The organism is Algoriphagus sp., assembly GCF_029254265.1.
Lineage (GTDB): Bacteria > Bacteroidota > Bacteroidia > Cytophagales > Cyclobacteriaceae > Algoriphagus.
In genome coordinates, this window is record NZ_JAQWXX010000025.1 from 34,041 (window position 1) to 47,085 (window position 13,045).

Annotated in this window: 11 protein-coding genes; 3 read left to right on the forward strand and 8 right to left on the reverse strand. The window is 41.0% G+C overall.

Annotated features, from left to right (window positions below; translation table 11 throughout):
• Window positions 1-172: 172 nt before the first annotated feature.
• On the reverse strand, window positions 173-1,297 hold the full coding sequence (locus tag P8O16_RS02730) for a P1 family peptidase (RefSeq protein WP_300310610.1): 1,125 nt from the start codon (window positions 1,295-1,297) through the stop codon (window positions 173-175).
• A gap of 132 nt (window positions 1,298-1,429) precedes the next feature.
• Between P8O16_RS02730 and nth the strand changes: the two genes are divergently transcribed.
• The 3 genes from nth to P8O16_RS02745 are packed head-to-tail and all read left to right on the forward strand — an operon-like array spanning window position 1,430 to window position 5,094.
• Complete coding sequence (nth, locus tag P8O16_RS02735; protein WP_300310612.1) at window positions 1,430-2,092, forward strand: endonuclease III; 663 nt, start codon at window positions 1,430-1,432, stop codon at window positions 2,090-2,092.
• A gap of 6 nt (window positions 2,093-2,098) precedes the next feature.
• On the forward strand, window positions 2,099-3,874 hold the full coding sequence (locus P8O16_RS02740) for an asparagine synthase-related protein (protein WP_300310614.1): 1,776 nt from the start codon (window positions 2,099-2,101) through the stop codon (window positions 3,872-3,874).
• Entirely contained in the window at window positions 3,871-5,094 is a 1,224-nt protein-coding gene (locus P8O16_RS02745) for a glycosyltransferase family 4 protein (protein WP_300310616.1), read from the forward strand. The genes P8O16_RS02740 and P8O16_RS02745 overlap by 4 nt, the downstream gene beginning before the upstream one ends.
• Here P8O16_RS02745 and gldB read toward each other — a convergent pair.
• From gldB to P8O16_RS02780, 7 genes are all read right to left on the reverse strand, one after another.
• A complete protein-coding gene (gene gldB, locus P8O16_RS02750; RefSeq protein ID WP_300310618.1) occupies window positions 5,054-6,061 on the reverse strand; it encodes a gliding motility lipoprotein GldB in 1,008 nt (335 codons plus the stop codon). The genes P8O16_RS02745 and gldB overlap by 41 nt on opposite strands.
• Before the next feature lie 176 nt (window positions 6,062-6,237).
• Window positions 6,238-7,599, reverse strand: a complete 1,362-nt coding sequence (locus P8O16_RS02755; protein ID WP_300310620.1) for an alkaline phosphatase family protein — start codon at window positions 7,597-7,599, stop codon at window positions 6,238-6,240.
• A gap of 1 nt (window position 7,600) precedes the next feature.
• Window positions 7,601-8,812, reverse strand: coding sequence for a metabolite traffic protein EboE (eboE, locus tag P8O16_RS02760; RefSeq protein ID WP_300310622.1), 1,212 nt, complete (start codon window positions 8,810-8,812; stop codon window positions 7,601-7,603).
• An 11-nt stretch (window positions 8,813-8,823) separates the two neighbouring features.
• Window positions 8,824-9,975: a 3-dehydroquinate synthase gene (locus P8O16_RS02765; protein WP_300310624.1), complete on the reverse strand. Its 1,152-nt coding sequence runs from the start codon at window positions 9,973-9,975 to the stop codon at window positions 8,824-8,826.
• A 69-nt stretch (window positions 9,976-10,044) separates the two neighbouring features.
• Window positions 10,045-10,962: a UbiA-like protein EboC gene (gene eboC, locus P8O16_RS02770; RefSeq protein ID WP_300310626.1), complete on the reverse strand. Its 918-nt coding sequence runs from the start codon at window positions 10,960-10,962 to the stop codon at window positions 10,045-10,047.
• 3 nt (window positions 10,963-10,965) lie between these two features.
• On the reverse strand, window positions 10,966-11,877 hold the full coding sequence (locus tag P8O16_RS02775; RefSeq protein ID WP_300310628.1) for a TatD family hydrolase: 912 nt from the start codon (window positions 11,875-11,877) through the stop codon (window positions 10,966-10,968).
• Between the two features lie 36 nt (window positions 11,878-11,913).
• Window positions 11,914-12,801, reverse strand: a complete 888-nt coding sequence (locus P8O16_RS02780) for an EboA domain-containing protein (protein ID WP_300310630.1) — start codon at window positions 12,799-12,801, stop codon at window positions 11,914-11,916.
• Window positions 12,802-13,045 lie beyond the last annotated feature (244 nt).

Sequence of the window (13,045 nt, forward strand, 5' to 3'; positions counted from 1 at the left end):
TGCTTATTTTTCAAAAAAACAGATTACAATATTCTTCGGTTTTTTTAAAGAATATGAAGTAGTCAATCCACAAGCGCAGAGTGCTTGCTGGTTCTTAGCCACAGATTAAACATTGGATATACCCTAAGAGGTAGATTGGCAATCTTAAAACCTAAAACCCTTGAAAAGGAAATTAGTCCTTAGAGGCTTTAATCCATTCCAAAACCTTCTCCTTTGGCAGAGCCTCTACCTTATTCCCATCTCTTCCAGTCATTGTTTCCGCCGCAAAAAGCGAGTTGATGATCGCCTCTTCTGTCGCTTCTATTACTCCTAGAAATAAGGAAGTCATATCATCATTTGGTAAAAATTCACCATTCAGCAATTCTTGGGGGGCTATTGTATAGGGTATTCTCAATCCTTCAGCCGTGCTAAAAGCAACCACATAATCGCCCGAACCATTTGAGGCAATTCCACCTGTTTTAGCCAAGCCCATCATAGCACGTTGAGCCATTCGCTCGAGATTGCGCTCTAATACCGGAGCATCTGTAGCAATGACTATCATGCAGCTCCCATCTGATTTTTCAAGCGCATCTTTGAAAGGATACTTACCCAGCTTTTCCCCTACTGGTACTCCAGCGATTTGAAGATTTCCTCCAAAATTGGTTTGAACTAATACCCCTACTGTATAGCCTCCAAGACTTTCAGGAAGTTTTCGCGAAGAAGTCCCAATCCCACCTTTCCAGCCAAAACATACCGTCCCAGTTCCTGCACCTACATTTCCTTCTTCTACCATTCCGGATTTTGCAGCTTCAATAGCTTCGATCACCTCTTGGGGAGAAATATGCATACCTCTGATATCATTCAAGTAGCCGTCGTTGGTTTCTCCCACCACAGCGTTAACAGATTGCACTCGCTCATTTCCAGGCTGTGCCAAAGAATAGCGAACCACTCCTTCGATTCCAGCTGCTACGCTGAGCGTATTTGTTAGGATGATTGGGCTTTCCAGATTCCCTAATTCCTGTACTTGAGTCACACCAGCCAATTTCCCAAAGCCATTTCCCACAAAGATCGCTGCTGGTACTTTGTCCTGAAATAAATTCCCTGGATGAGGAATGATTGCAGTTACCCCTGTTCGAATAGCATCACCTTCAATTTTGGTAAAATGCCCAACCTGAACACCGGAAACGTCGGTAATCGTATTCAATTTTCCCGTTGGAAGAATACCAATAGAGATTCCTAAATCTCTTGGGCGGGACTGTGAAAAAGAAATCGAACTAAGACTCAAAATTAAAATCGATAGTAAAAGTGGAGCTTTCATTTTGGAGATTTAAATTCAAGGTAAGTAAAAAGAGGCTTGATGATAATAATTGGGACATTCAATTTTTCCGAATCCTCACCTAATTTTTAAATTTTTTTTAACTTCCCGACTCAAAAGTCAATAAACTACCCAATGCTTAAAAAAGAACGGTACGAGGCATTTATCAAACATTTTTCTGAAAATCAGCCTATCGCAGAAACGGAGCTACAATATGAGAATCCATTTCAGCTTTTGGTAGCTGTAGTACTTTCAGCTCAATGTACCGATAAGCGCATCAATCTGGTGACACCGGCTTTATTTCGGGATTTTCCAACTCCGGCACATCTTGCAGCTTCCAATTTTGATGAATTGTTTCCTTATATACGCTCTGTATCCTATCCAAACAATAAAACCAAGCATCTCATCGGATTAGGCAAAATGCTGGTAGAAGATTTTGGAGGTGAAGTCCCCTCTACCGTAGCTGAGCTGGTAAAGCTTCCGGGAGTTGGCAGGAAAACAGCTAATGTGATAACCTCAGTCGTTTGGAATCAACCCAATATGGCCGTGGATACACATGTTTTTAGAGTTTCAAAAAGGCTTGGCCTTGTTTCTCAAACTGCCAAAACCCCGCTGGAAGTGGAAAAACAACTCATCCGACATATCCCAAAACAATATGTACATATTGCGCATCATTGGTTAATCCTACATGGGAGATATGTATGCTTGGCCAGAACGCCAAAATGCGAATCATGCACAATTAGCTACTTTTGTAAGTACTACGAAAAGAAACAACAATCAAGTAATAAAGAAGCCTAAGATCCAATGTGTGGAATTCATTTAATCTGGGGTAAAGGAGCTAACAAGGAATCTATTGACGTTCTTTTGGAAGCCGGAAGGCATCGTGGTCCGGATCAGGAAGCTTCTTTAAGTCCTTGGCCGGGATTATGGGTGGGAGTGAATCGATTAAAAATCAAACATCCGGGACCCGAGGCAGATCAGCCATTTTGGTCGCCTGATGGGAATTATTTTTTGATCTGGAATGGAGAGATTTACAACTTCCAATCACTTGGTAAGCAACTCGAAATGATGGGTGTAACCCTTATTACCAGATCAGATACAGAAGTTTTGATGCATTGGCTAAGGATTTTTGGAAACAAAGGCTTAGAGACTATTGAGGGAATGTATTCCTTGATTTTGGTAAATTTGATCGAAAAATCCATTTTAGTAGCAAGAGATAAAAATGGAGAAAAACCACTTTATTTTTCCCAAGATCCTGATCGTTTGATTATTTCTTCAGATGCGAGAGGGATTCACAAAATCAAAAAAACCACTATCGATTCTGATCAATTCGGGTATTATTTTTATCTGAGGACTCCACTTCCTGGAAAAACGCTTTTCAAAGGAGTCAGAGAATGGAAAGCAAACCGTAATAGTTGGATTCATCAGCATTCGACATTCCGTTGGGACACCATTGCGCCAAAGGTCAGCAGTGAGCTTAATCCATCAATTTCCACATTCAGAGAAGAATTGCAAATTGTTGTCGATAGACAATTTCAGGCAGACGTTCCTGTTGGGATTCAACTGAGCGGTGGTGCAGATAGTGCATTACTTTATACTCTTTGGTATCAGCAAACAGGAATAAAACTTCCAGCCTATACGATTCAACCCGAGGAAAAATACAGAAAGAAATATAATGACGGAATTGCGGCTACTCGATTCCTTTCTCAAATTCCTGCCGATCATCAGCTTTTGGAAGTAAACCAACAATCTCTTCTTTCGAATTGGGAAGATTACCTACAAAGCATAGACGTACCGGTGGGAGACTCAGCAGGTTTTCTCACTTGGATGATCGGAAAAGAGGCAAAAAAAAACGTAAAAGTAATGATCTCTGGGGCTGGGGCAGATGAACTTTGGGGAGGTTACCGAAGACATCAAGCTTTTGACTTTTATCTAAAGAATAAAAAAATATTGCTTTCCCTGAGACAAGTGCTTCAAAAACTTCCTCTGGGGAGAGAAGGCCATAAATTCTTCTCTTCAATAAGGTCCGATTCTCGCCGTACTTTTCTGAATTTTGAAGCACTTCGACCGGTTCCACATGAACTGGCAGAAGACTTTGAGCGCTTATTTCAAGCTAAAGAAATAACTTATTTAGATGCACTGGATTTCGATAGGCAAAATTATCTAGTTCAGGATATTCTTCGAATTCAAGACAGCGCATTGATGGCTCACGGTATCGAAGGCAGAGCTCCTTACTTGGATGAAAGAATGATCAGGCTACAAAAAAGCGTGCAGGACCCTGAAGTACTTAAAGGAAAGCCTTGGATCAAATCAAGTTTAAGAGACTTGGACCTGGCGTGGATAGCAAACCGGAAAAAAACTGGTTTTGGACTTCCTTTGCAGGAATGGTTCCGAGAGGATGGCCCCTTTTCCCAACACGCATTTCAAAGCATAAAGGCTTTTGAAAAAACTCATGGTCAGGATTTTCCAAAGGAAATGAGAGAGCTAGCAAGAAACCCTGAATCGGGAGTAAAGAATCACTTTTTGATTTTATATAATCTATTTTTAATTGCAGACTGGTTGAACCTACAAGAATCATGAAGCTTATCTATGTCCACCAATATTTCAAAACCCCGGAGGAAGGTGGAGCTGTTCGCTCATTTCATCTTGCTAAGGGATTGGTAGAAGCAGGTATCCAAGTAGAATTAATCACTTCTGGAAATCAAAAATCTTACGATCAGCGCTGGATCTCTGGGATCAAAGTTCACTACCTACCAGTAGCATATGATCAGAAATTTGGGTTTTTCAAAAGAATCAAGGCTTTTTTGAGCTTTGTGAATCAAGCTAAAAAACTGATTCCGAAGCTAGAACGACCAGATTTACTATATATCACTTCGACCCCACTTACTACTGGATTGCTTGGACTTTGGGCAAAAAAGAAGCTTGCAATTCCATATATTTTTGAAGTAAGAGATCTTTGGCCAAAAGCTCCGATCGAAGTAGGAGCAATCAAAAATCCTCTTTTGATTCAATGGTTGAAAAAATTGGAAAAGCGAATCTACGATCAAGCAATGAGTTTGGTCGCGCTTTCCCCAGGAATTGGAAGTCACCTAAGGGAGATTTCTCCGGGTCAGAAAATCGCCTTAATCCCCAATTTTTCTGATTTGGATCGTTTTTTCCCCCAGAGGAAAAGAGATTCCATTCTTCAAAAATATAACCTGCAAAATAAGTTGACAATAGCTTACACGGGGGCTTTGGGAAAGGTGAATGCAGTGGATGAATTGTTGGATTTGGCAATGCAAGCTCAAACTCGCAATAAACCTTGGCAGTTTCTCATCATGGGAGAAGGCAGTCACCGCGAGATGCTGCTTAAAAAAGCAGAACAATTGAAACTTTCAAATGTCATTTTTATCCCTTTTGGAAATAAGGAGAAGGTAAATGAGGTTCTTTCCATCTCCGATTTTGCCTGGATCTCTTTTGCACATTTACCCGTATTGAAGACGAATAGTCCCAATAAATTTTTCGATGCGATTGCCGCAGGCAAAGCAATCTTGGTGAACCACAAAGGCTGGGTTTATGATTTGGTCAAAGAAAATAAATTGGGGATTTCATGCCTTCCTCATAAACTTAACTCCGCTTTTATGGAACTAGAAAATCTCGAAAATCATCCAGAAAAAATTGTCCAAATGAGCAGAAATAGCAGGCAATTGGCAGAAAAATACTTTTCTAAAGAGATTGCAGTAGCCAGATTAAACCTAGTGATCCAACCTTCTGACAGTCCTACTCAGCTGGGGGACGAGGTCTATATCCTGACTGCCTGAAGATCTTTTCAGCATCGGCCTCTTCCATTAATTGCGCCAAACTAACATTATTATTAATCACGTAATCATCTACAATATTCCAACCTAACCAGCGTCCCAGCCTTCCAGGTGCTTTGGTGCTGATAGCGTCCGTAAAAGGAGCCTCACCTACATACTTTCGAAGCTCAAAAGGGTTGGTCTCATAAAGCAATTCATTTTCCACAAAATGAGCCCAAATGTATTCCTCGTTGTCAAAAGATTCAGCGATCTGCTCAGGAGTGTAACCGATAATGTATTGATCTGAGGTGCAGGGCAAAATCGCCTTAGTGAAATGATAGGATTTCCCATAATAAATCATCTCAGCAAGTAAAGTATTATCCGAAGGATCAGTTTTGTTGAATCGAGAAGAAATAACGGTGACCAGCATAGGTACGATGTAAGGAGCTTCATATCGATCAGCCAAATAGCGTGGTTGATCTGGCTGGAAGGTATGAGTAGCCGGTAAAAAGTAATCTAAACCAATCACAATTAGATCTTCCGTGACAATCAAATCCGAGTTGAAACCAGAAACAAAGGTATAAACTTTTGGAATCTGGAATTCAGGAAAATTGTATTTGATAGCTTTAAAGGCATTTTCAAGATCTTTTTCAATTTGAGAAAAGTCTTGAAATTCAACTCGCACTGAATCGTACAAGACCCGCATCGCAGAATCCTGATGAATCGTCAAAAGCTCGGCGGCCAAACTATCTGCGCTAGGATAACTTTCTAATTGTAAGTATTCCTTTACGAATTCCGGATGCTTCTCCATCAAAAACTTAAAGTCATCAGCTGTCTTTGCACCAAAGAATTCATCCTCCAATCGGGTGACTTGGAGATTGATGTCTTGGTTTAATATAGCTTCGTCCAATTTACATTCCTCCTCTTTTTTGCCACATGCAAAAGCCAGTAGCGAAATCAGGAAAAAAAATAGCGGCTTGGAAATTCTCATGGAATGTTTTTTTGTAAAAATAAGCAAAGCCTTTAATCTCTCGCAACGGCGCGGCGACGCAGCGTAAAAGGCAATTCGAAATGTGTTTTAAGTGCTTTGGCTCTAAAGATTATCTCAATCTCATTTTTCTCGTTAATTAAATCGCTGCGCCGTTGCGCCGTTGCGAGCAATACAATTTACCGAATCACTTTCAGTATTTCCTCAAAAACGGCTGTTGGAGCGAGATTCTTTCCTTCTGACTTCGAGCTTACAAAAATGGGTTTGTCCAAGTCACTTTCCGGAATTCTACCATGGGCGCCTTTGACTAGTTTGGAATCAAGCGGGATCACATCCATCAGATAGCGGAACCCGAGCTTTTTCTTCAGCACTTTCGCTCCGACTGTCAGCAATGGGATCTTGATCGCAGGGTCTAGGATTAATTCCACAGGATCGTAGCCTGGCTTCCGATGGATATCCACACATCGGGCATAGTCAGGCGCTTTCGCATCATCCAACCAGAAATAGTAGGTAAACCAAGAATCCGCATCCGCCACAGCTACCAACTCCCCAGCTCGCTCATGAGCTAGACCATGATCAATTTTCCCCTGTTCATCCAAAACCAATTGAATGCCTGGAGTTGATTCCAAAAGTGCCTTCACTTCGGCAAGTAAAGTCGAATCATTTACATGAATATGTGCTACCTGATGATCTGCGATAGCAAAGACCTTGGAAGTGCCGGCATCCAGAGTTTCTTTTCCTAATTCATCTTTTACCTGAATCCAGCCCTTTTCTCTAAAAATCCGATTGAGATGGATAGGGTGATTTACATTGGTAATTCCATATTCAGAAAGCAAAATCACTTCCGTTCCCTGTTTCTCAAAATAGCTGATTAAATCCTCACAAACTGAGTCAATCTCTTTAAGAAGTGGTGCGATCTTTTCAAAATCTATCCCATATTTCTGCAATCCGTAGTCGAGATGAGGAAGGTAAATCAAGTTCAGCGTTGGATTATGCCACTCATCGACTTTCTTTGAAGCATTCGCAATCCATCGAGTAGATTCAATATTTGCATTCGGTCCCCAAAAGGAAAAGAGTGGAAAAGTGCCAAGTTCCTTTTGAAGACGATCACGAAGTTCCATAGGCTGGGAATGACAATCAGGCATTTTTCGTCCATCCTGAAGATAAAGCGGCCTAGGAGTCACAGCAAAATCAACAGTGGAATACATATTATACCACCAAAACATGTTGGCAACAGTAAAACTCGAATCTTCTTTGCGAAGCAGCTCCCATATCTTTTCTGATTCTACCAAGTGATTGGATTGCCGCCAAAACTTAATTTCACATTCGTCCCGGAAATACCATCCATTTCCTACGATACCTGTTTCAGAAGGCATTTTCCCTGTCAAATAAGTGGATTGTGCAGAACAGGTTACTGCAGGAAGTACTGGTTCGATAATGGACTTTTCACGCTTTTCGACCCAATTTTTCAAAAATGGGGTATACTCCCCAATCACTCGGGATGAAAGTGCAACCACGTTTATTACCACCGTTTTCTTCATGCTAGGACATATTTTCGATCACCCAAGCCAATTCTCTACTAATGGATTCACCCAAGGTCAGTTTCGTATCTTCTGGTAAAACTTCCCAGGTGTAGGTTTCAACCTCTAAGTGATTGGTGATATGTGGATTTTTTAAAATTTGATTGAGTACAACCTTAATTGCAGATTGAGTAGAAGCTAACGCTCCATAATCTTCAAGAAAAATTGGTACATGAAAATGAATTCGCCATTCTTCATCTTTCGTTTCCGATAGCTTTTCAATTGCTTCTGGCAAATCTGAATAGGATGTCAGATCTCCATTTTGATCTTTTCCAACCACTTGATGCAAGTAAGTAGATTCCGCAAAAGGTTGGAGTTTTTGAATGATTTCCAGCTTAGCTTTCTGGCTTTCTAGTATCAAAACTTTCAATGCGGCAGAAATCTGGATCTTTCCAACTTGGATTTCCTCTGCCTCAAACTTCGCAAAAGTATCTGCCGGATCTTCATATACAATCGCAAAATGGCAGACATCGTAGCAGACCTGAATATGACGCTTGATCATTTCCTCAGCTGCCATCATAGAGATTCCAAATCGATCACAAAGAAAAGGAATACCTCTAGGAATCAGCCAGTCGGTAAAAAGCCAGATCATTTCATCTGAATTTTCAAGAATCCCATCTGGCTCTGGCTCAATATCTAAATGCAATAGTTTTCCCGTTTCTTTTTCAAGCGTGGCAAGTTCAACAACTACGTCCAACAAATTTTGGGTAGCCGTTTTCATAGCCTGCTCTAACTCCTCTTGAGTTTTGAACCAATGTCTGTATGAAATTGGGGATGTGGAAATGCCACCATCCATATCTTCAGGGAGCAACTCAGCAAGAATCCGAAAAGATCGGATGGTATAATCTCTTCGATCGGTTGTCGTCCAATCTGGAAAATGGACTTTCTCTTTGACTACTTGTCTGTGGAAATCTCCATAGGGAAATCCATTCAATGTGAAGACGTAAGCATTTTCATAAGTCAGCCAAGCCTTAAACTCTTTCAGTTTCTCTGGCTCCTTCAAAATTAAACTAGCTTCATTTGAAAGTCTTAGTCCGATTCCAAAAGCTTCAGTGACCTTAAGTCGTTTGCGAACTTCGGGAATATAGGTTTTGAGATTTTTGAAGGTAGCGTCCCAACTTTCACCTGGGTGGATATTACTGCAATAGCTTAAATGGAAGTTATTTAACTTCATTTTCAATTCTTTTAGATACCAGACTGTTGCTGATGGTGAAATTCTGAAAGCTTGTCAACAGCTTGATGAATGAGTGATTCGTCCATTTCATGAACTTCAATTCCTTTTCCCAGAGCCTCCAAAAGCATTATGGTTAATTGACCTCCAAGATGTTCTTGAAATTCCTTCAATCCTTTCACCAAATTGTCCCCTTCTAGTTCCGGAGCAAAAAGCTGGAAGCCTAAGGTATGCATCAATCGGAAAATACGGTCTAAATCACTCCTTGAAATTCTTCCTTGAAGAAAGGAATATGCTGAGTCCAATGCGATTCCAATCGCCACAGCCTCCCCATGGCGAATTCTAAAATCACTTAAATGCTCCAATTTATGAGCCGCCCAATGGCCAAAATCAAGTGGTCTGGAGGAACCAAATTCAAATGGATCTTTTCCGGCAATATGATCTAAATGCATCTGAGCTGATCGGATGATTTGGGTTTTCATTGGCTCTATCTCCCGTCTGGCCATCGCTTCCGCATTTTCTTCTAGCCAAGTGAAAAAACTTAAATCTTTGATCAAAGCCACTTTTATAGCCTCTGCAACCCCTGCTCTCCAATCACGGTCATCCAGGGTTTTGAGAAAATTGAAATCATTTAATACAGCCACCGGAGGAGTAAATGTTCCCAGGTAATTCTTTTTCCCAAACGCATTAATACTGTTTTTTACCCCAACTGCTGAATCATTTTGAGAAAGTACTGTAGTAGGAATTCGAATAAGGCGAATCCCACGATGGGATATTGCAGCTGCAAAACCTGCCATATCCAAAACTGCTCCGCCACCGATCACAGCAATATAGGAATGTCGATCTATGCCAAATAAGTGGGTCGCTTCAACAACTTTTTGATAGATCGAAAGGTCGTTTTTACATTCCTCTCCACCTGGCACAATCAATGGCTCAGCCGCTATAATAAAGTTGCCAGAATAGTTACTCGAATAGTTCTTGATGGCAGTCACCAAATCAGGATGACTATCCGAAACTCCAGAATCGATTACAAAGAACACTTTGGGTTTTTTGCCTTTTTCAAGAGCCTCTAGGAAAAGGTGGTTTTCAATACTGAACAGATTCTCTGTAAAGCAAACCTGGTAGCGATAGGGTACTGAAAAATTCTGTTCAATGATGGTATTCATTACTGCAATCCGGTCTAATGGGCTTAATAAGTCTAAGACAATTTATTCACACTTTGGTTTGAAATCAGGCTATGTCACTGCAAACTTCTTTGCCAACCAAAGCGAAACGGGCAGCAACAATAACACAATTAAGCCAATCTTCCATCCTGAAAATGCAGCAGCAAGAGAAGCATTCAGAATAATCAAGGAAATAACGGCAGCTTTTACCGATTTCCCAATCAATTTAGGGTCCTGCGTTCGAATTGCTTTGATCAAAGGAGGAAAGATCATGAAAGCTAAGCCAATGAGGAAAGGAATGGTCTGCCAATAATCTGGACTCCATAAATAACTAGCTGATAAAATCAAAAGAATAATTAAAGAGTACATCAGACCTCCCAAATAAAGCGCTTTCCGATTCTCACCATGCACTTCCCCTCGGCTGATCATGGTGATCGCTGCTACATAAACCAAAGGTATAATCCCAATCAAACTCATGGGAGAATGGATCAACTCTGGAGCTACACTGATTCCAAGGAGTAAATTTCCAGCCCGACACATACCCATGTTGATCGGGCCAAAATAAAACTGATGCTTTCCCCAATTGTCATAAGTGACTGCAAGAATGGCTACAATCAAAGCAAGACCTGCTGCTACAATATTCACTTGACTTGCCGCTAATACTCCTAATATCAGGAGACTTGTGGACATCCAGGCAGCAGCCATTTTACTGACTCTCCCACTTGGAATAGGGCGCTCTGGGCGCTCTATGGCATCTAATTCAGCATCAAAGACATCATTAAAGGCAACACCGCCAGCATACAATCCAATTGTACTCAATGAAAGCCAGGCTAATTTTTGCCAAAAAACTCCCGGTCCAAGCGTCCAGTCACTTACCATAAACCACCATCCTCCAGCAACAGCAAATCCTGCCCAAACGTCTGCAATCGCAGTCACTACGTTTGCTGGACGCGTGAGCTGTAAGAAGGCAAAAAGCTTAGAATCCTTCATGGATCAATTTTCCACGAAATCTGAACTTCCTTCCACTCGTGGGGTTTGGCCACCACGTAGCACTGAGTTTCCGCTCATTTTTTTTGTTTGATCCAAAGGTGGTGCATTTAGCCAATCTTGCTCATCCATCTGCCCACTTTGACCGAAGGCAGTTAAGGCATTCTGGTAGGTAGTAAGACGGACGTGCTCCTCAGGAATCCCTGATTTTCGCATTAGATCGGCAGTTTTTGGTACGGCTAAAGGATCTGAAATTCCCCAATCCGCGGCGGAATTGACAATAATTCGCTCAGGACCATATTGCTTAACGATTTCAACCATTCGCTCGGAACCCATTTTGGTATGTGGATAAATGGTAAATCCTGCGTAGTATCCCCGATACAAAACTTCTTTTACAGTCTCTTCATTATTGTGATCTACGATGACCATTTTAGGGTCTAAGCCATGCTCTTCGGCCACATCCATACTTCTGATAGTTCCCTTTCGCTTGTCCCGATGTGGTGTATGAATCAAAACAGGAAGATTGACTTCCTTTGCTAATTCCAACTGAAGTCTATAAAATCGATCTTCAGCTTCCGTCTGATCATCATATCCAATTTCTCCGATCGCGACTACTCCCTCTTTCCCAACATAAAGAGGCAAAAGTTCCATCACCTGCTCAGCTAAAGGAATATTGTTCGCTTCCTTGGAATTCAACCCCATGGTGCAATAATGTACAATTCCAAACTGGCTTGCCCGAAACCGCTCCCATCCAACCAAAGTGCTGAAGTAATCTTTGAAACTTCCGACTTCTGTCCGGGGCTGACCCAGCCAAAAAGCAGGTTCGATGATAGCGACGATGCCTGCTTTTCGCATCGCTTCGTAGTCATCAGTAGTACGGGAGACTACGTGAATATGTGGATCAATATACATGGACATATTTTTAAATTTGAGAATTTGAAATTAGCTTTTTTTTTAAACTCGAGTACGTTGAAATTCCGAACCGATCGATTCCCAAGTGACCTCCCCTTTTTGAATTCCTTTGACGATTTCCGGATATTTTTCAATGAGTGTTTTTGCAGGGAGAAAGTCTGACTCTTGAATCGCTAAAACCGCTGCCTTCACTTGAAGCAGGTCATCGGTGGCAAGTACTTTTTCCAGGTCTTTTTGAAAGGATTCATTGACAAAAGGAACAATCAATCTCCAAAGTTCCGGCATCACATCTCTACCTGCCGCCCAGCGCTCATGAGCAAAGTCTCTCGCTATATCCGCCAAAGCCAGATTTCTTCGAGATTCAAGTTTTTGAATCCGATAAAGGGGACGCTGCATAAAAATTGCTTTCAAGACCATCTGATTCCAGTTGGCCTCAGGAAAATAGGTGGCTGGAAAAGGATTATTCAAAGCGATTGCGTCAAAGACCAATGAGATATTTGTCCGCAAACCATCGATTGCTCTAGGGATTAATTCTTTCTGAAAAGGCAATACAGGTAAAGCTGCAAAGAGTGCTTGCTGTTCGTACAGATCACCTGTTTCAAAAAGTTGGTTGATCGTTTTAAACCATTTTTCTTTTTCAAAAGGAAGCTTCAAAACCAAATAAGTCCGAGCAATTTGAAGAAGGGTCCAATAACTCACTTCAAGATTAGCGTATTGGGTCTGCAGTTTTGCTTCAAAAGTAGAAGAAGGTGAGCAGGTTTCTTTTTTGAAATAACGGGAAGCTTGGCTAAAAGCCAAAAACAAAGCGTTTGGTTCGGTGGAGTTCTCAATTTTCTCAGCTTGAATTTGAATCCATTTGAGTGACTTTTCCTCACATGATTCAGCAAGTAGTTGATAGAACATATTTGAATTTTCTATTCCTTTATCCATGATCAATTCTTGATGTGGCGCACCTTATTTATTGTAATTAAGCCCAAAATGTGGAAAAACTCAATTGAAAAGTATGTTTTCCTAAAAATAGAATGTGAAATGGCGAACAGGGATTTTAGGAGGTAATTTCATTTTTCATCCCAAGGTAAAAAAATCGAGTTCTTAGGGACAATGAATTCTATTTCAGAATAAAATATCTATTTTAACCACTCAAATAATTAGGCTTAAAGCTAATAAGATTTTT

Bases quoted from the DNA above. Each gene is read 5' to 3' on its own strand.
- P8O16_RS02755 (WP_300310620.1), bottom strand. From the start codon at position 7,599: ATGAAGAAAACGGTGGTAATAAACGTGGTTGCACTTTCATCCCGAGTG.
- gldB (WP_300310618.1), bottom strand. From the start codon at position 6,061: ATGAGAATTTCCAAGCCGCTATTTTTTTTCCTGATTTCGCTACTGGCT.
- nth (WP_300310612.1), top strand. From the start codon at position 1,430: ATGCTTAAAAAAGAACGGTACGAGGCATTTATCAAACATTTTTCTGAA.
- eboE (WP_300310622.1), bottom strand. From the start codon at position 8,812: ATGAAGTTAAATAACTTCCATTTAAGCTATTGCAGTAATATCCACCCA.
- P8O16_RS02740 (WP_300310614.1), top strand. From the start codon at position 2,099: ATGTGTGGAATTCATTTAATCTGGGGTAAAGGAGCTAACAAGGAATCT.
- P8O16_RS02745 (WP_300310616.1), top strand. From the start codon at position 3,871: ATGAAGCTTATCTATGTCCACCAATATTTCAAAACCCCGGAGGAAGGT.
- P8O16_RS02730 (WP_300310610.1), bottom strand. From the start codon at position 1,297: ATGAAAGCTCCACTTTTACTATCGATTTTAATTTTGAGTCTTAGTTCG.
- P8O16_RS02765 (WP_300310624.1), bottom strand. From the start codon at position 9,975: ATGAATACCATCATTGAACAGAATTTTTCAGTACCCTATCGCTACCAG.
- P8O16_RS02780 (WP_300310630.1), bottom strand. From the start codon at position 12,801: ATGGATAAAGGAATAGAAAATTCAAATATGTTCTATCAACTACTTGCT.
- P8O16_RS02775 (WP_300310628.1), bottom strand. From the start codon at position 11,877: ATGTCCATGTATATTGATCCACATATTCACGTAGTCTCCCGTACTACT.
- eboC (WP_300310626.1), bottom strand. From the start codon at position 10,962: ATGAAGGATTCTAAGCTTTTTGCCTTCTTACAGCTCACGCGTCCAGCA.